Annotated in this window: 17 protein-coding genes; 7 read left to right on the top strand and 10 right to left on the bottom strand. The window is 61.8% G+C overall.

Features of this window, described 5'->3' with window-relative positions; genetic code table 11:
• Positions 1 to 87 precede the first annotated feature (87 nt).
• The 4 genes from JN524_RS16930 to JN524_RS16915 all read left to right on the top strand — a co-directional run bounded on the left by JN524_RS16930 (position 88) and on the right by JN524_RS16915 (position 5971).
• Positions 88 to 1440, top strand: a complete 1353-nt coding sequence (locus JN524_RS16930; RefSeq protein WP_202370067.1) for a 3-oxoacyl-ACP reductase — start codon at positions 88 to 90, stop codon at positions 1438 to 1440.
• Between the two features lie 2 nt (positions 1441 to 1442).
• Positions 1443 to 2297, top strand: a complete 855-nt coding sequence (locus JN524_RS16925; protein ID WP_202370066.1) for a MaoC family dehydratase — start codon at positions 1443 to 1445, stop codon at positions 2295 to 2297.
• A gap of 303 nt (positions 2298 to 2600) precedes the next feature.
• Complete coding sequence (locus JN524_RS16920) at positions 2601 to 4166, top strand: collagen-like triple helix repeat-containing protein (RefSeq protein WP_202370065.1); 1566 nt, start codon at positions 2601 to 2603, stop codon at positions 4164 to 4166.
• Between the two features lie 134 nt (positions 4167 to 4300).
• Positions 4301 to 5971 carry a ShlB/FhaC/HecB family hemolysin secretion/activation protein gene (locus JN524_RS16915; protein ID WP_202370064.1) on the top strand — a complete coding sequence of 557 codons (1671 nt, stop codon included), beginning with the start codon at positions 4301 to 4303 and terminating at the stop codon, positions 5969 to 5971.
• A 67-nt stretch (positions 5972 to 6038) separates the two neighbouring features.
• Here the strand turns inward: JN524_RS16915 and JN524_RS16910 are convergent, their stop codons facing one another.
• From JN524_RS16910 to cpaB, 8 genes are read right to left on the bottom strand one after another with little or no spacing between them, the layout of a single operon-like run.
• Positions 6039 to 6311, bottom strand: a complete 273-nt coding sequence (locus tag JN524_RS16910) for a DUF3613 domain-containing protein (RefSeq protein WP_202370063.1) — start codon at positions 6309 to 6311, stop codon at positions 6039 to 6041.
• A 17-nt stretch (positions 6312 to 6328) separates the two neighbouring features.
• Positions 6329 to 7051: a tetratricopeptide repeat protein gene (locus JN524_RS16905; protein WP_202370062.1), complete on the bottom strand. Its 723-nt coding sequence runs from the start codon at positions 7049 to 7051 to the stop codon at positions 6329 to 6331.
• A gap of 23 nt (positions 7052 to 7074) precedes the next feature.
• The gene (locus JN524_RS16900; protein ID WP_202370061.1) at positions 7075 to 7959 is read right to left on the bottom strand and encodes a type II secretion system F family protein; all 885 of its coding nucleotides are present in this window, start codon (positions 7957 to 7959) and stop codon (positions 7075 to 7077) included.
• A 1-nt stretch (position 7960) separates the two neighbouring features.
• Positions 7961 to 8845, bottom strand: a complete 885-nt coding sequence (locus tag JN524_RS16895; protein WP_202370060.1) for a type II secretion system F family protein — start codon at positions 8843 to 8845, stop codon at positions 7961 to 7963.
• Positions 8846 to 8863: 18 nt separating this feature from the next.
• Positions 8864 to 10132 (bottom strand): CpaF family protein, encoded by a 1269-nt coding sequence (locus tag JN524_RS16890; RefSeq protein ID WP_202370059.1) that lies wholly within the window; start codon positions 10130 to 10132, stop codon positions 8864 to 8866.
• Positions 10129 to 11319, bottom strand: a complete 1191-nt coding sequence (locus JN524_RS16885) for a pilus assembly protein (RefSeq protein WP_202370058.1) — start codon at positions 11317 to 11319, stop codon at positions 10129 to 10131. Before JN524_RS16885 ends, JN524_RS16890 begins: the two co-directional genes overlap by 4 nt.
• On the bottom strand, positions 11316 to 12539 hold the full coding sequence (locus JN524_RS16880) for a type II and III secretion system protein family protein (protein ID WP_096794833.1): 1224 nt from the start codon (positions 12537 to 12539) through the stop codon (positions 11316 to 11318). The genes JN524_RS16885 and JN524_RS16880 overlap by 4 nt, the downstream gene beginning before the upstream one ends.
• Before the next feature lie 20 nt (positions 12540 to 12559).
• Complete coding sequence (gene cpaB, locus JN524_RS16875) at positions 12560 to 13495, bottom strand: Flp pilus assembly protein CpaB (RefSeq protein ID WP_202370057.1); 936 nt, start codon at positions 13493 to 13495, stop codon at positions 12560 to 12562.
• 335 nt (positions 13496 to 13830) lie between these two features.
• Here cpaB and JN524_RS16870 point away from each other — a divergent pair, with 335 nt between their 5' ends.
• From JN524_RS16870 to JN524_RS16860, 3 genes are all read left to right on the top strand, one after another.
• Positions 13831 to 14046 carry a Flp family type IVb pilin gene (locus tag JN524_RS16870; protein ID WP_442964277.1) on the top strand — a complete coding sequence of 72 codons (216 nt, stop codon included), beginning with the start codon at positions 13831 to 13833 and terminating at the stop codon, positions 14044 to 14046.
• 119 nt (positions 14047 to 14165) lie between these two features.
• On the top strand, positions 14166 to 14378 hold the full coding sequence (locus JN524_RS16865; protein WP_134785354.1) for a Flp family type IVb pilin: 213 nt from the start codon (positions 14166 to 14168) through the stop codon (positions 14376 to 14378).
• A gap of 66 nt (positions 14379 to 14444) precedes the next feature.
• Positions 14445 to 14852, top strand: a complete 408-nt coding sequence (locus JN524_RS16860) for a response regulator (RefSeq protein WP_025111740.1) — start codon at positions 14445 to 14447, stop codon at positions 14850 to 14852.
• Between the two features lie 59 nt (positions 14853 to 14911).
• Here JN524_RS16860 and JN524_RS16855 read toward each other — a convergent pair whose 3' ends face one another.
• Together JN524_RS16855 and JN524_RS16850 are read right to left on the bottom strand one after the other, a co-directional pair.
• Positions 14912 to 15697 carry a response regulator gene (locus JN524_RS16855; RefSeq protein ID WP_202370056.1) on the bottom strand — a complete coding sequence of 262 codons (786 nt, stop codon included), beginning with the start codon at positions 15695 to 15697 and terminating at the stop codon, positions 14912 to 14914.
• Between the two features lie 118 nt (positions 15698 to 15815).
• Positions 15816 to 16286 (bottom strand): A24 family peptidase, encoded by a 471-nt coding sequence (locus tag JN524_RS16850; RefSeq protein WP_202370055.1) that lies wholly within the window; start codon positions 16284 to 16286, stop codon positions 15816 to 15818.
• Positions 16287 to 16317: the final 31 nt, after the last annotated feature.

Here is a 16317-nt window from a genome sequence, read left to right as displayed (position 1 = left end):
TTCTAGCGTAGGCCTTATTGCGTGGATCGAACGATTGATTGCCGTTGGTAGTCCACACTTTGAACCCCAACTTTTGGAGAGCGTTCCATGTCTGACCGCTATATCGACTTCGCCAACTCATCCATCGGCCACCGTCTGGTCGGGGCTTTGGGCCTGCCGTCGCCGGTGCGGCTGGAACGCTGGCAGGCCGGACGCCTGCGGCCGGTGGACGGTGCGCTGCTGATCGGCGGTGGGCCGCTGGCCGAGCGGGTCAATGCGTTCGCCAACCGCCTGACCGACTCGATCTACAGCTACGGCACCGAACCTTCTCTGGCCACCGCGTGGATTCCCGGGCACGGGCCGAAACTCAAGGCCGTGGTGTTCGACGCCAGTGATCTGCAGCACACCGACCAGCTCAAACAGCTGCGCGAATTCTTCCAGCCGTTGATGAAAAACCTCGACAGCAGCGCGCACCTGGTGATTCTCGGCCGCGCCCCGGAAACCCTGCGCGAGCCCTTTGCATCCAGTGCGCAACGGGCGCTCGAAGGCTTTTCACGTTCGCTGGCCAAGGAGCTGCGCAGCGGCGGCACGCTGCAACTGATCTATGTCGGTGAGGGTGCCGAAGATCAACTGGAAGGCCCGCTGCGATTTTTCCTGTCGCCGAAAAGTGCCTTTGTCTCCGGGCAAGTGATTCGCCTGAACGCATGCGCCACGCCAGTCACAGACTGGACGCGGCCATTGGCCGGACGCAAGGCGCTGGTCACCGGTGCGGCACGCGGGATCGGCGCATCCATCGCCGAGACACTGGCCCGCGATGGCGCCGAGGTGATTCTGCTCGACGTACCACCGGCCAAGACCGAACTGGAAGCCCTCGCCGCGCGCCTCGGCGGCCGGGCGATCACCCTCGACATCTGCGCCGAAGATGCCGCCGCGCAACTGGTCGAACAGCTGCCGGAGGGCCTCGACATTCTGGTGCACAACGCCGGGATCACCCGCGACAAGACCCTGGCCAACATGACCCCGGAGTTCTGGGACGCGGTGCTGGCGGTCAACCTCAATGCCCCGCAAGTGCTGACCAAGGCCCTGCTCGACAGCGGCACCCTGCACGACAATGCGCGGGTGATTCTGCTGGCTTCGATCAGCGGCATCGCCGGCAATCGCGGACAAACCAACTACGCCGCGAGCAAGGCCGGGCTGATCGGCCTGGCCCAGGCCTGGGCGCCAACGCTGCACGAACGCGGCATCAGCATCAACGCCGTGGCCCCGGGCTTCATCGAAACCCAGATGACCGCGCATATCCCGTTCGGCCTGCGTGAGGCCGGGCGGCGCATGAGTTCGCTGGGCCAGGGCGGTTTGCCGCAAGACGTCGCCGAAGCCGTCGCGTGGCTGGCGCAACCGGGCACCGGAGCCTTCACCGGCCAGGCGCTGCGGGTCTGTGGACAAAGTGTTCTGGGGGCATAGGCATGAGCATTGAATGGCACACCCTCGACCGCGAACCGAGCCTGCCCAGCCTTTATGCCCGGGCCGCGACACGGCGCAAGATCACCGGCACCCGACTGCCAGAAAGCGGCTTGCGCTGCTGGGTCGAGGTCGACATTCAGAAACTGGCGGCCTATCGCAAAGTCTGCGGCTTTGCCGATGACGGCCTGCTGCCGCCGACTTATCCACATATCCTCGCGTTCGCCCTGCAGATGCAATTGCTCACGGCCAGGGAATTTCCGTTCCCGCTGCTGGGGCTGATTCATCTGAGCAACCGCATACGCGTGTTGCGGCCAATGGGCGGGATCAGTCGCGCGCAAGTCAGTGTTCGCGTGCACAACCTGCAGCCGCATCCAAAAGGTGCGACCTTCGACGTACTGACCACTCTGGACGATCAACTCGGACCACTGTGGGAAGCCGAAAGCCAGATGCTCTGTCGTGGGGTGAAACTCGAGGGCGAACCCGTAGAGCAACACTGGGAACCGTCCCAGGTGTTGACGCAAGTGGCGCAATGGAAAGCGCCGGCCGATATCGGTCGGCAATACGCCAAAGTCTCGGGCGACTACAACCCGATTCACCTGAGCGCCGCCAGTGCCAAGCTGTTCGGTTTTCCCACGGCGATTGCTCACGGCTTGTGGAACAAGGCACGTACCCTCGCCGCACTGGCGGATCACCTACCCAAGGCCAACCTTGAAATCGCCGTGCACTTTCGCAAACCGGTGCGCTTGCCCAGTGAGGTTTCATTGCTGGCAAGTGCGGCGGGGTCGAGCGGCGAATTGCGCCTGATCGGCGCCGGTGATCTGGAGCACATGGTCGGGCTGTGGCAACCGGTTGCCTGACCGCTCCCCCCGGGCAAGCCTGTAAATTGTGTATATATCACTTAAGTTTTTCCACGCTTGACACCGCACTCTGAAAAACTCCAGGCCTTGATTTTCAAGGCCTTTTTTTATGCGTCTATATCCTGGGTATTAGTCCTTAGGCACTGCGCGGCGCCTTATATATAAAGGCGTTAATACCAACTTGAGAATGGTGGGAAAGCACTGCGCGATCGAGATTGTCACCACGGACGAGGCATCGCCGGCAACAGATCGGTGAGCCATCGAAAACGACGAATGTTGTTACAGGTGCAAGGAATCTCAATCATGAAAACTCAAGTGTGGTGCAAATCGGCAACAGCTCTGGCATTGATCCTCTCCCTTGGACTCGCTGGCTGCAGCAGCGGCGGTGGCGGCCATCACAGCAGCTCCGGCAGCTCTTCGCCAGACAGCGCGACGTCGGGCACTGGCGGCACGGGTGGTACTGGCGGCACAGGCAATACCGCAGGCACAGGCGGTACTGGTGGAACCGGCGGAACAGGTACCACGGGCGGTACCGATCCAAGCAACCCGACCAATCCAACAAATCCGACCAATCCGACGGATCCAACCAATCCGACCAACCCGACCACCACCCCGCTGGTGACTACCACCCTGGTGCAGGACGTCGGCAAAACCGTCGCGGGCGTCGGCGACGGCGTCGGCCAGGTCGGTGATTCGCTGAGCACCGTTCCGGTGGTCGGTGGCGTCGTGCAAAGTGCGGCCAACACCGCTGGCAACGTGGTCAGCACCTTGGGCAATGGCGTGGCCAACGGCATTGGCAAACTGGGCACCGTCGACAACGGTCTGGGCGTCACCGCATCCTCGGTGGGCGGCGTGGTCAGCGATGTCGGCAACGGTGTATCGGACCTGAGCGGCAAACTGGCGACCGCCACCGGCAGCGTTCCGGTCGTCGGCGGCGTGGTCACCAAAGTGGCACCGGTGCTCGATGGCGTCGGCGAGAAAGTCACCATGCTCGGCGACACCCTGAGCCTGGCCACCACCACCGGCCCACTCGGTTCAGTGACCAAGAGTGTCGGCAACGGTCTGGTGCCCGTGATTGCGATGGTGGAAAGCACCACCGACAAAGTAGGCGATGCGACCGGCCTCGGCGCTCCGCTCAATGGCGTGATCGGTCAGGTCGGTGGCGCAGTCAAAGGTCTGGGCGGCCAAGTCACAGGTGCCGGCAGCGGCAATGCTGTGACCAACACGCTTGGCGGCGCCTTGACCAATGTCGGCACCGCCGTCGGCAAAGCCGGCGGGCTGGTGGATAACGGCACCAGCAGCGGTGGCGGATTGGGCGGGGGTCTCGGTGGCGGCCTGGGCGGTACCGGCTTGCTGCAAACTGTCGGCGGCGCCGTGGTCAACGTCGGCTCCGGTCTGAACGCCGGCAGCACCAACGGCGTGGTCAGCGCCGGCGGCGTCACGGCTGGCGGACTGGGCAATACCATCGCCTCGCTCAACACCGTACTCGGTGGCTCGGGCACACCAATTACGGCCACCACCTCGCCGCTGGCAACCGTCGGCGCCACCGTCGGTGCCGGGCTTAATCCGGTGACCAGTGCAGTCACCAGCGTGACCCAACAAGTTGGCGCAGCGACAGGCCTGGGTGCTCCGGTCGCCGGCCTCACCGGTCAGGTCGGCGGCGCAGTCAGCACCGTTGGCGCCACCATCGCCTCCACCAACAACCCGGTCACTACCGCCGTCGGTGGTGTGGTCAGCAACGTCGGCGCTACCGTTGGTGCGGTCGGCGGCCTGCTCAACGGCGGCACCAGTACCGGCGGTACTGCAACCGGTGGCCTGGGTGGTGTACTCGGTGGCCTGACCGGCGGTCTGGGAGGAAACAAACGCTAAATTGCACCTGGCCGATTCGACGGCCTCACCTACAGCGCCTACGCTTGGTTGAGGGCGGAAGATTCCCACGAGTCTTCCGCTTTTTTCTTAGGAAAAATTCAACCCAGCGCTGTGATCTGACCATGGAGTGTCCTATGCGCGTAATGGCATCCCTGCTGTTCCTCAGTATCAGTTCCGCCGCCCTCGCCGACACCCTGCCCAGCTTTCTCAACAGCAACGAAACCACGCGTAACTTGCCCGTGCCGAACCTTCCGGCAGATGCCTATCGCCCCGCCGCGACGCCCCTGCAAGTACCCGACCCGGGCGCCGCGACTGCACAACCGTTGCTGATGGAGACCAAAGTCAACCTGAAAACCGTGCAGATCGAAGGCGGCACGATCTACCCGCTCAACGAACTGGCCGAAGTCTACAAACCGCTGATCGGTCATCAGACCAGCCTGGCCGATCTGATCGAAGCCACGCGCGACATCACCCGACGCTACCAGAAGGACGGCTATCTGCTGTCCTATGCGTTCCTGCCACAACAGCGCTTCGACGATGGCGTGGCGCGGGTGGTGCTGGTGGAAGGTTATGTGCGCGATGTGCAGGTGCAGGGCGATGTCGGCCGGGTCAAAGGCCTGCTCGACGAACTGGCAGCCAAAATCCAGGCCGAACGCCCGCTGACCCGCAAGACCTTCGAACGCTACACCACCCTGATGACCCGCATCCCCGGCGTGACCATCCAGGCGCAAGTACCGCCGCCCGGCACCACCGACGGCGCAACAACACTGGTGGCCCAGGCCAGCCGCAAACCGTTCACCAGCACCATGAGCACCACCGAAGACAACCGCAATGGCACCCAGGCGTTGCTGGGGGTCAGCAGCAACTCGCAGACCGCCATGGGCGAGCAATTGACCCTCAGCGGTCTGTTTCCGCCGGGCGACGATCACGAGCGCTACTACCGTGTGGACTACAACCAGTTTCTCAACAGTGAAGGCACGCAACTGAGCCTGTTTGCCTCACGCTACCGGGCCGATCCGGGCACCAATGTGCTCACCAGCGACGGCTTCGAACTCAAGCCGCACAAGGAGGACGATCGTTACTCTATAGGCGTCAGCCACCCGTTCATTGCCGCCTCCAACGAGCTGCTTAACGCGGGAGCGCGGCTCTATGCAGTGGATGATAAAAACCGCTACAACGTGGTCGGCTATCCGATCAGCATCGAAGAGCGCACCAACGTGCGCGCCCTCGCATTCGAAGGTGACTGGCGCAAGAGCGATGCCCGGCAATTGCGGATTCTCAGCGGCGGTGTGTATCAAGGTCTGGACAGCATGGGCGCGCACTCCAACAACCCTGCGCTGGACCTGAACTTCCTGCGCCTGCGCCTCTCCGGGGTGCAAAGCGACAAGTTCTTCGACAACTGGCAAGGCGTGCTGTCAGCCGCACTGTACTGGAGCGACGACACCCTGCCTGACAGCGAGCGCGCGGTGTTCGGCGGGCAGAATTTCGGCCGTGGCTACCCGGACGATCAGGCGTCGGGCGACAAGGGCTGGGGCGCGGCTTACGAGGTCAACTACAGCTTCAATCGCGACGGCAACTGGGTGCGCATCCTGCAGCCGTACGTGGTGCTGGACCGTTCGAAAACCTGGTTCAACAAGCTGGCGGTGCAGAGCAATGACCTGTCATCGGCAGCAGTAGGCCTGCGTTTCGGCGATGCCAAGTACTACAACATTGCGTTGGAGGCCGCCAAGCCGATGTCAGATGAAGCGCTGGATACATTCAATCGTCGGGCGCGATACAGCATCAGTTTCAGCTATCAGTTGTAGGCCTTCAGCCAGTCTGTCATCGCCGGCTTGTCGGCGATAGCGGACTGGCTTGAGCCACGCCATCGGCCTAGTTCTTGGTCTCGATCTTGCCGCCCGCATCCGGGTCGTAGAAATCCGGAATCTCGTATTTGTACTTTTTCAACCAGCGTTGCAGCGCCAGCTCCCGCTCCGCCGCCGTGGCGGTTTGCCGTTTGGGCGAGGCGGCCTGGTTGCGACTTTGCAGCACCAGCCAGCCTTCGGTTTCCTGTTGCTGCGCCGAGGCCGGGCCGGCGTCGATCGCCTGGGCGGCGAACGGCACGCTGAGCAGGGCCAGGCAGCAAACACGGTGCAAGGTGTTCATGGTCATCTCCCGAAGTGTCACTTGAGCGCCGACGGTTGTGGGTCAGCCACCACCGCTACTTGATTACCGGCCGCGGTCGGAGCCTTGGCCGGCACCTTGAGTTTTTCCGCGCGGGCCTGGGCGTCGGCGAACTGCTCCGGCGTCAGGTGCGCGCGGCTGACGACTTCGGCGGCTTGCTGCCAGTTGTTCTGATACAGCAGCAAGCTCACCAGATTCAGCGTGGCCAGTTGATCGTTCTGCTTGAGTTCAATAGCGGTCAGAAACTCGAAGCGCGCGTCTTCAAGACGCAACTGGTTGAGATAGACCACGCCGAGGTCGTTGCGGATTTTTTCATTGGTCGGCGCCAGACGTACCGCGCGCTGCAAGTGCGCCTGGGCCTGGCCGTTGTCGCCACGGGCGGCATAGATCTGTCCCAGGCCATGTTCGGCGTCCGCCGTCAGACAGGTGCCGAGCAAACCGCGATACAGCGGCTCGGCTTCACTGCGCCCGAGCAAGCGGTAGACCCTGGCCTTGCGCAGGCGTACCTCGACCAGTTTGTCGGGCAGACTTTGCAGGTTGGCGAGGCTGGCGTGCAGCTTGCCGTCGTTGGCCAGATCGTCCGCCAGGTTCAACGCCAGTTCCTGTTCGGAATCGAGCTTGCTGCAACTGGTCGGTGCGAGCATCGCCGACCACGGCGCCTGGCCGTCGGTGGCGCAACCACCGAGCAACAACAGACTTGCCACGACAATCAGTGCTTTCATCAAACGCTCTCCATGAGCCAACGTCAGTTTGCAAATGCCCGGGTAATCGCAGTGAACCCCGGGCCGGCCAGTACGATCAGCAAGGCAGGAAACAGAAACAGCATCATCACCACCGACATCTTCGCCGACATCTTCGAAATGTATTCCTGCAGTCGGGTCAGGCGGCGGTCGTCGAGCAATTGCTTGAGCGCCAGCAGCGATTTCATCGCCCCGCCGCCCTGCTGAATCAATTGCTGCAGGATCACGCAGGTGTCGGTGAACTCATCGACCGCGAGCATCACCGAGGCCTTGTTCAGTTCCTGCCCCAACTCCAGGCCCGAGTCGACCCGGGCCAGAATCAGGCGCAGTTCGCGGGTCAGTTCCGGCAGCAGTTTTTGCCCTTCGGTGCTGAGCACGCGCAAGGCTTGTTCAACCGCCATGCCCGACTCGAAGAGGATGCGCAGCAGCGGGATGAACGTGGAGATTTCCACGGCGATGGTTTTCTGCCGACGCCCGGCGGCGTAAGCCAGCAAGCGCTTGGGCAACAGATAACCGGCACCGGTGGCGAGCATTGGCACGATCCAGCGGTTGGCGGCGTGGGGGAAAAACACTTCCTGCAGAAATATCGCCAGCCCCAAAACCAGCAGCGGCGTGCCGATCTGGCAGGCGGCGAACAGCGAGCGCTCACTGGCGCGGCGCCAGCCCAGGCGACTGAGCAGCGTCTGGGTTTCGCTGTCGATGCTCACCGAGCGCTGGCCGAACCTGCTGTTGCCCAAGGCACGCAGCCAGCTACCGAAACGGTTCTCGCGCACCAGATGACCCTGCAACCGCTGGTTGACCTGGCGTACCCGGCGGCGCTCGGTCAGCAGGTGATTGACCACCAGCAACAGCGCGCCGAGCAGCAGCATCAGAGCGGCGAGATAGACCATTTCAAATACTCCGCAACATGCGCCACAGCGCCAGGCAACCGGTCACTTGCAACACCACAGCGATGATCAACATGGTCCGACCACCGGAGTCGTGCCACATGCCGAGCATGTAGCCGGGGTTGGTCAGCATGAAGTAGCTCACCAGAATCACCGGCAGCGAACCCAGCACCCAGGCCGTCATGCGTGTTTCGCCAGTGAGCGCGCGCAGTTGCCGGGCGCCCTGGTCACGTTCGCGGATCAGCTTGATAAGGTTCTCCAGCAGCTCGCTGGCATTGCCGCCGTAGCGATGATTGACCTTGAGGCCGAGGGCAAACATGCGCAGTTCGTCCTGTTCGTAGAGTTCAGCGAAATCACTGACCGCATCCGGCAGATTGACCCCCAGTTGCACGTTACGCTGCACCCGGCCCATGGCTTTTTTCAGCGGATCGTCGCTCGATTCGATGCCGCCCATGACGGCGTCGCTCAAGGTGCGGCCGGACTTGAGACTGCGCACGGTGTAGTCGAGCAGCTGCGGCAACTGCTCGATCATGCGTTTGATCCGCCGGTGGTACAGCCAGGAAATGTACAGGCGCAAGATCAGCGGCGGTGCCAGCAGCATCGCCAGCAAACCGATCCAGTCCGCCAATAGATAACCCATGACAATCGCCACGCCCCACAGGGTCATCCACAGCCCGAAACGCTCGCTGGGACGGCCAAGCCCGGCGCGCAAAAACATCCGTTCAAGCCCGACCCAGGTCGGCTTCTGCGCGGCCAGTTGCGGCTGCCCCACCGCGAGACGATTGAGCACCCGTTCGTTGCTGGTCTTGTGGATACCGTGCACGAACAGCCAGATCGACAGCCCGAGCAGGATCAGACACAGGAGGATAAGAATGGCCGGTCCGATCATGATGCAAGTCCCATGCGGTCAGCCCAGGTGGGTCTCGTGGCGCAACTTGTCCCCCGCCGGATTGACCGCTTCGCGCAGGAAGCCGAAACCGGTACGCCGATCAAGGCGAAACAAGGTGTTGGTGACGTAGACGTCTTCGCGGATGCCGACCACTTCCACCACCTCGCTGACACAGCGGCGGCCGTCGGGCATGCGGGTCAGCTGGATGATCACATCGAGGGCGGCGCAGATCATCTGGCGCAAGGTACGCTCGGCTATCGAGCGACCGGTCAGCCCCACCAGCGTCTCCAGGCGCAGTAAGGCATCCTGCGCATTGTTGGCGTGTACGGTGCTCATCGAGCCGTCGTGACCGGTGTTCATCGCGGTCAGCACATCGACCACCTCCACCCCACGAATCTCGCCAAGGATGATCCGGTCCGGGCGCATGCGCAGGGCGTTGCGGATCAGGTCGCTGGCTTTCACTTCACCGTGACCCTCGGCATTCGGCGGGCGGGTTTCCAGGCGCACGACGTGCGGGTGGCCAAGCTGCAATTCGGCGACGTCTTCGATGGTCACCAGACGTTCGTGGGGGTTGATCAATTGGCTGAGGATGTTCAGCAGCGTGGTCTTGCCGGTACCGGTACCGCCGCTGATCAGCACGTTGCAGCGCTTGCCCACCGCCTCCTGGAGGAACTCGAAAATCGCCAGATCGATGGTCTGCATCGCCATCAGGTCGCTGCTCTTGAGCATGTCCTTGCGAAACTTTCGAATCGACAGGCAGGGGCCGTCGAGAGCGATCGGCGGGATGATCGCGTTGACCCGGCTGCCGTCCGGCAAACGCGCATCGACCATCGGCGAGGACTCGTCGAGGCGTCGCCCGAGTGGCGCGAGAATCCGTTGCATGACCCGTTCAACGTGGTGTGCGTCGATAAAACGCAAGTCACTCTGATGCAGCACGCCATCGCGTTCGATGAACACCCGGTGCGGGCCGTTGACCAGTATCTCGGTCACCGACGGATCGCGCAGCAGCACTTCCAGCGGGCCGAAACCGGTGAGTTCGTCGACGATTTCTTCGGCCAGCCGCTCCATCTCGTAACGGGAAATCGCCAGGTGCAGGCGGGCGATGTATTCGGCGACCTTATCGGTGACAAACTGCGCCAGCAATTGGCGCGAGCCCTCCAGCAGGTTTTTCCCCGACTCTTCGATGGCGTCGATGATGTAGCGGTGCAGGACCAGTTTCAGGCCTTCGTGATCGGTATTGCCGGTCGCGCCGCGCTGCACCGCGCCGAACAGTTTTTCCGCGCTCATGAGGTGCCTCGCAAGCGATCGAACCAGGTGACTTTGGGTTTGGCCAGGCCTTCGGAGCGCTTGGCCAGACGCTCACCGAGAGCACACAGGCTTTGCGTGAGTTTTTCCCGCGGGGCCAGTTCGAACAGGCTGACGCCCTGGTTCTTGGCGTTCAGGCGCACTTCGGCATTGGCCGCCAATACCGCGATCACTTCGAGGTTGAAGGTTTTGCCCAGGGTTTCAGCATCCGGGGCCACGCTGCCCAGATAGCCGTCCACCAGTAAACGCGCGTGGTCGAGCTTCATGCCCTTCTCGCGCCACAAGTTGAGTACAGCGAGGTTGCGCCGGCAATTGAGCACGTTCTGATCGGTGTACCAGATCAGCTTGTCGCAGTGGCTGACAAAGGTGCGCAAGGCTTCACTGTCGGATTGCCCGGTAAGGTTCACGACGATGTGCTGGAAGTGTTGGCGCAAGGCGCTGAGCAACATGTACAGCTCGGCGGCACTGGTGTTTTCCAGCGGCTCGTCGCTGCTGGCATACGCCAGAATCCGCAGCCCCGCTTCAGCGCTGGTGAAGGCACTGTCGATCAGGGTCGCGTCGAGCCTGCGCAAGTGTCGCAAGGCATCGCCGAAGTGGAACGAACTCTCAAGCCCGAGCAACGCCAGGCTGTCGCCGCGCGGCAGCCCCAGATCCAGCAGCAGGGTCTGTTGTCCGCTCTTTTGCACCACCTGCGCCATATGGTTGGCCAGCAGCGCGCCATCGCAATAGCTCTGCGTACCGTACAACACCGTGAGGCCGCCAAGATGCGTGTTGGCCGCCACCGGTGGCAGGCGCTTGTTCAAGCGCCGTACCAGCCCGGCGACTTCACTGGCGCGCGAACCGTAGGCGACGAAATCCCGGGCGCCGGCACGCATGGCGTTGAGCACCAGTTGGTTGTCCATGCCATCACCCAGCGCGACGATGGCGAGCATCGGCTTGGCTTCCAGCGCACCTTCGATCAACGCACTCTGCGCGACCACATGGTCGCGATCGAGGCCGACGAACACCAGGCTGGCGAAGGTGACATCGACCAGCGCCAGCAACTCGTCCAGGCTCCCGGCCCCGGCGCTCACCACCTGGCCCAGCGGCGCGAGTGCGCCTTGCAGCCACTCCAGATCGGTGCTGTTACGGGTGATCGCCAGAAAGGTCTGGCTCAGGTTCTGGTTCATTGGGACAGCCCACTGCGTTTGTCGAAGTTGCCGTTTTCGAGGAAGAACATGCGGTAGAAATTCGGGTCGTAGTTACGCAGTTTTTCCCCCGGTAGCGACGGCAGTTGCGCGTCCGCCGCCAGTGGCTGCACCAGATGCGGGGTGACGATCATCAGCAGTTCGCGCTCTTCGCGTCTGATCTGCGAGCCTTTGAAAAAGGCGCCGAGCACCGGGATATCGCCCAGCCCCGGAAACTTGTTCACCTGCGAACTGTTGGTGGTGCTGATCAGGCCGCTGATCACGAAGCTTTCGCCATCGGCCAGCGAGACGCTGGTGTCGGTACGGCGAATGGTCAGGGCCGGCACGGTGGTGCCGGCGATCTGCACGGCGTTGCTCAAATCCAGTTCGCTGACTTCCGGTGCGACTTTCAGCGCGATGCGGTCGTGGCTGATCACGGTCGGGGTCAGGGTCAGGCGGATACCGAACTCCTTGTACTCGATCGACACGTTGTCGCTGCCGGCGCTGGGCACCGGAATCGGGATTTCACCACCGGCCAGAAAGCTTGCGCTCTGCCCGCTCAACGCCACCAGGCTGGGGCGTGCGAGGGTGTAGGCGAAACCGCTGGTTTCCAGCGCGTTGATGATCGCCATGGTCTTGCCGCCGATCCACGAGAAATTGAACAGGCCGTTATCCACCGGTAGCCTCGGCGTCGGCACGCCGTCGATCGGTGGCAACGTACCGGGCGAACCAAAGAGGAAATTGCCCCGGGTGCCGATCAGCGAAGCGGTGGCTTCCTTGAGTTTGGTGCGGCTGACTTCGACGAAACGAATGTCGGTCTGCACTTGCGAGGGCAGCGTCGGATCATCGGAAGGCATTCTGCTGGCGCTGGTCAGTGCGGCGGTGGCGCTGCCCTTGACGAACACCATGCTCTGGCGGGGTTCACTGGAGCACGACGTCCAGACCATCAGGCTGGTGGCGCCGGGGGCCACCCCGGTGAGTAAAAACGAGGCGCTGCCGGTGTCATGCACGTCGGCGATCTTCGGGTCGCCGATGGCCACGCGGGTGATCGCCACCGGCGACTGGATGTCCTGCTGGAAGCCCTCGCCGATCTCGATCACCGGCGGCATACGGCCGAGTGCCGAGCAATTGCCGGTGGCCGCGACGGCGGCGTTGATCGACAGTCCCATCAGTATCAAGGCCCGGACGACAGGTGTTAATAGCGGCCTGAATCGACTCTGCATGCACGTGGATCCTTGCTCAGTCATGGGGCTTGTTGGGAAAGCTGATTGCCGCGGATCACTTCCATCGGCCGCGCACCGCCATGGCCGCCAGCGGCCGGCGCTTTCGGCGCGGCACCGAGGGCCAGTTGCGTGAACTGGAAGAGTTGGCTGTTGGCGTTGTCCACGTGCGCCGGTGACCGGGTTTCACCGGCCCAGTACCTGGCCAGACGCTGTTCTTCGCTGCTGCGCACGGCCAGGCGCAACGTGCCGACCTGAGTGGCGAGCATCATCCGGCTGAGCAATTGTTCGGGCACCGCCAGCACCACGGTGCGTGCAGCGATCCGGCGTTGATCCTGTTTGAGTTTTTCGTCGGCGCTCAGGGCCGGGTTGGCGGGTTGGCCGTCATTGGTCAGGCCGTATTGCTCACCGACACCGAGCACGCGCATGGCTGGAACCACGATCTGCGCCGACTGCTGCAGATTGCTTGCGTCCTGACGCAGGTAGAGCAGCACATCAACGTAGTCGCCGGGAATCAGTTGCCCGGCGGCGCCGATCACTTCATCCACGGCCACGGTCAGCGCACGCTCATCACTGTGAATCATCCGCGCCAGTGAGCCACCGGCCTGAAAGCTTTCGTCGTTGAGCCAGGTGCCGGCACTCAGGTGCCGCCAAGGTGTGCGGCCCACCGCTTGCTCGACACTGGAAAGGCTGCCGGCTGGCGCACTGCGCAGCTTCTCCACGGCCACATCGGCAGCTGTGAGAGGCGTGAACGGCGGCACATCATGCAACAGCACGACCACGGGCTGACGGGTCTGATCCTCGGCGACGGCGACGGTTTTTTCCACCACGACGGCTGAAGCGGCAGGCGCCTGGGCAACGGGAGCCGGTTGCCGACTGAGCATCAGGCCCCAGTAACCGACGACGATTGCCCCCAGCAGCAGAACGGCTGCAAGACCCATGGTGACGCGACTGTTCATGACGGCTCTCCCTTTCCTGCTGCACCGACAGCCTGTACTTCCTGCCGAGAGAATTTTTCGCGATCAGGCAGCTATGAACATGCAACGATTTCGCTATTTCCAAGCTAGCTGATCCGAGACAAAACGCCATTACTGACAGCAAAATAACTCACTAAAGTATGAGTCCTGGCCAATTAACTGCAGGGTTTGGCTCGACTAACGTTCTGGTTAATCCTTTGTGATTAATCCGTTCTTACAGTTGTTGACCGGGGGTTTGTTGACAATGCTCTGATAGCACGGTGAAAGCATGCCGCTGTAGCGTTGGATCGGCGCCAGAGGCGCGAAGGAGTGGACGTATGTTTCGGATGATCATCGACTATCTACTGGCCAGGGCCAGGCTGCTGTACAGAAGTGAAGAAGGCGCATCTGCCATCGAATACGCGATTGTGGTGGCAATGGTGGCGGTCGTGGTCGTGGTGTTTGTGACGCCCATCGGCGACAAGGTGCTGGCCATCTTCAACCTGGTACTGACCAAACTCGGTGGCGCTACGCAGGTCAGACCGACACCTTGATCAAAAACCTTGCCCCTCTTCCAGTGCCCGGTCCCATGCTCACCCATAGCAGCGCTCAGGCACTGGCAAGTCATCGGATTTCACAGATCCGATCTCCGTTGTAACTAAGGAGAATGTCAATGATCCTTGAATACCTGATCATGCGCCTGAGGTCATTTCTGGCCAGCACGGAAGCCGCGTCAGCCATCGAATACGCCATTGTCGTGGCGATGGTCGCGGTCGTCGTGGTGGTATTCATCACCCCATTGGGCGCGAAGATATTTGCGATTTTCAACAATGTTCTGGTGGCGCTCGGTGGAGCCTCGCAAACCGCTCCGGTGCAAACCCCCTGATGTGAGTCGCGTCCGGCGAATGTCGCGCTACACTCGATCTCACTTCCAGCTTTTCAGGGACTGCCCATGACTGCTTCCTCACTCCCCCGCCAACAGTTGCTTCTGGTTGACGACGAAGAGGACGCGTTGCTTGAGCTGGCCGAGTTACTGGAGGGCGAGGGCTTTGTCTGCCACACCGCCACCTCGGTGAAACTCGCCCTGCATCACCTCACCCGCCATCCGGATATCGCGCTGGTGATCACCGATCTGCGCATGCCGGAGGAGTCCGGCATGTCGCTGATCAAACGCCTGCGCGAGCACACTTCACGCCAGCATCTTCCAGTGATCGTGACCTCCGGACATGCCGACATGGAGGACGTCAGCGACATGCTGCGTCTGCAGGTGCTGGATCTGTTTCGCAAGCCGATCTACCACGTGCGCCTGTTGGAAACCCTGGACAATCTGTTCCCCAAACCCAAGACGCAGGCCGGATAATCGCTCAAGGTATTTTTGGCAGAATTGACTGCCTGCCCGCGAAGGGCAGGCAAGCGGGATCAGTGTGCGGTTACACGCTGACGGGCGGCCGAGGCACTGGGCGATAGCGCCAATGCCAACTGGGTGCGGTTGTGCATGTGGGTCAGGCGCAAGACCTGCGAGACATACAATTTCACGGTGTTTTCGGTGATGCCCAACTCGCAGGCGATCTGATAGTTGGTCTGCCCTTTGCCCACCAGCCGCGCCACATCCAGTTGCCGTGGTGACAGCTGATTGAAGATCGCCGGAATCTCCTGCTCGGCTTCGGTGCTGTCGCCGCCGAGCATGTCTTTGACCACAGCCGCCGGGTTGCGCCGGACCTTGTCCAGGTCCTGGTAGAGATCGTCGATGGATTCCGAGAGAAATTGCAGTTTCTGGTTCAAATGCCCCAACTGCACATTCTTGTGCCGCTCTTGCAGGGCCGCTTCCTGACGCTTCACGCCTTCTAGCAGTTCATCGAGCTGGATCGGCTTCTGATAATAGTCGGCAATCCCGGCGCGCAACGCCTTGATCACGTCCTGTTTGTCAGCGCGGCCGGTGAGCATGATCGCTTCGAACACTCGGTGTTTGCCGCTGATGCGTTGCAGCTCCTGCACCAGCTGAATGCCATCCATGTCCGGCATGTGCAGGTCGCTCAGCACCAGGCCGATTTCCGCGTCTTCGCTGAACCGTTCGATCGCCTGCGTGCTGGATTCACACGGCACACAGCGGTAACCGCTGCTTTCGAGAAACTCGCACAACTCTTCGACAATCAACGGTTGATCATCGACCACGAGCACTTTTACCGCCGACGTAAGCTTGTTCACGAACCACTCCATTGCTCGGGCCAAAGCTGACTTTTTCTGCACTTTGGCGATGTAACGACTTCATTTGAAAGTAGACGCACTTTCCGACTATGTACATAGAACTAGTGGCACCTGGCGACTAATGGATCCAATGAATCGAAGCCAGTACACCCAGCAGCACGAACGGTGCAAATGGCAGCTTCTTTGACGCTCCCGGCTCCATATATCGAAGATGTTCTCTAAGTTGTTGACTCATATGAAGCCAGACTCTTGGCGCGATCAGCAGCCAGAGCAGACTGGCGACGCCGGCGCCGACAAACGCGCAAAGAATGAATAAACCGTTCGTCGCAAGGCCCATGGCTGTCATTAATTTCACATCGCCTGCGCCCATCCGCCCCATGAAATACCCCGGAACGGTCAACACCAGGGCGATCGCGGCGGCCCACCATCCCTGCTGCGCATCGGCTCCGAACCAGGTCGTGCCAGTCGCCCAAAGATGGATCAGCGCCAACGCCCCCGCACCGAACGTCAGCACATTGGCGATACGCCGTTGCCGGGCATCCTGGGCGGCGCACAGGGCCAGCCAGATCAGGAGAACTAAACTCTGCATCCGGTTAAATCCGTCCGATTTTGCTGATTGA

It is taken from the genome of Pseudomonas sp. MWU318, from assembly GCF_016756945.1.
Taxonomy (GTDB): Bacteria; Pseudomonadota; Gammaproteobacteria; order Pseudomonadales; family Pseudomonadaceae; genus Aquipseudomonas; species Aquipseudomonas putida_A.
The sequence above is the reverse complement of the archived record's forward strand: the minus strand, read 5'-3'. Positions and strand labels throughout refer to the sequence as shown.

Bases quoted from the DNA above. Each gene is read 5' to 3' on its own strand.
- JN524_RS16930 (WP_202370067.1), top strand. From the start codon at position 88: ATGTCTGACCGCTATATCGACTTCGCCAACTCATCCATCGGCCACCGT.
- JN524_RS16925 (WP_202370066.1), top strand. From the start codon at position 1,443: ATGAGCATTGAATGGCACACCCTCGACCGCGAACCGAGCCTGCCCAGC.
- JN524_RS16920 (WP_202370065.1), top strand. From the start codon at position 2,601: ATGAAAACTCAAGTGTGGTGCAAATCGGCAACAGCTCTGGCATTGATC.
- JN524_RS16915 (WP_202370064.1), top strand. From the start codon at position 4,301: ATGCGCGTAATGGCATCCCTGCTGTTCCTCAGTATCAGTTCCGCCGCC.
- JN524_RS16910 (WP_202370063.1), bottom strand. From the start codon at position 6,311: ATGAACACCTTGCACCGTGTTTGCTGCCTGGCCCTGCTCAGCGTGCCG.
- JN524_RS16905 (WP_202370062.1), bottom strand. From the start codon at position 7,051: ATGAAAGCACTGATTGTCGTGGCAAGTCTGTTGTTGCTCGGTGGTTGC.
- JN524_RS16900 (WP_202370061.1), bottom strand. From the start codon at position 7,959: ATGGTCTATCTCGCCGCTCTGATGCTGCTGCTCGGCGCGCTGTTGCTG.
- JN524_RS16895 (WP_202370060.1), bottom strand. From the start codon at position 8,845: ATGATCGGACCGGCCATTCTTATCCTCCTGTGTCTGATCCTGCTCGGG.
- JN524_RS16890 (WP_202370059.1), bottom strand. From the start codon at position 10,132: ATGAGCGCGGAAAAACTGTTCGGCGCGGTGCAGCGCGGCGCGACCGGC.
- JN524_RS16885 (WP_202370058.1), bottom strand. From the start codon at position 11,319: ATGAACCAGAACCTGAGCCAGACCTTTCTGGCGATCACCCGTAACAGC.
- JN524_RS16880 (WP_096794833.1), bottom strand. From the start codon at position 12,539: ATGCAGAGTCGATTCAGGCCGCTATTAACACCTGTCGTCCGGGCCTTG.
- cpaB (WP_202370057.1), bottom strand. From the start codon at position 13,495: ATGAACAGTCGCGTCACCATGGGTCTTGCAGCCGTTCTGCTGCTGGGG.
- JN524_RS16870 (WP_442964277.1), top strand. From the start codon at position 13,831: ATGTTTCGGATGATCATCGACTATCTACTGGCCAGGGCCAGGCTGCTG.
- JN524_RS16865 (WP_134785354.1), top strand. From the start codon at position 14,166: ATGATCCTTGAATACCTGATCATGCGCCTGAGGTCATTTCTGGCCAGC.
- JN524_RS16860 (WP_025111740.1), top strand. From the start codon at position 14,445: ATGACTGCTTCCTCACTCCCCCGCCAACAGTTGCTTCTGGTTGACGAC.
- JN524_RS16850 (WP_202370055.1), bottom strand. From the start codon at position 16,286: ATGCAGAGTTTAGTTCTCCTGATCTGGCTGGCCCTGTGCGCCGCCCAG.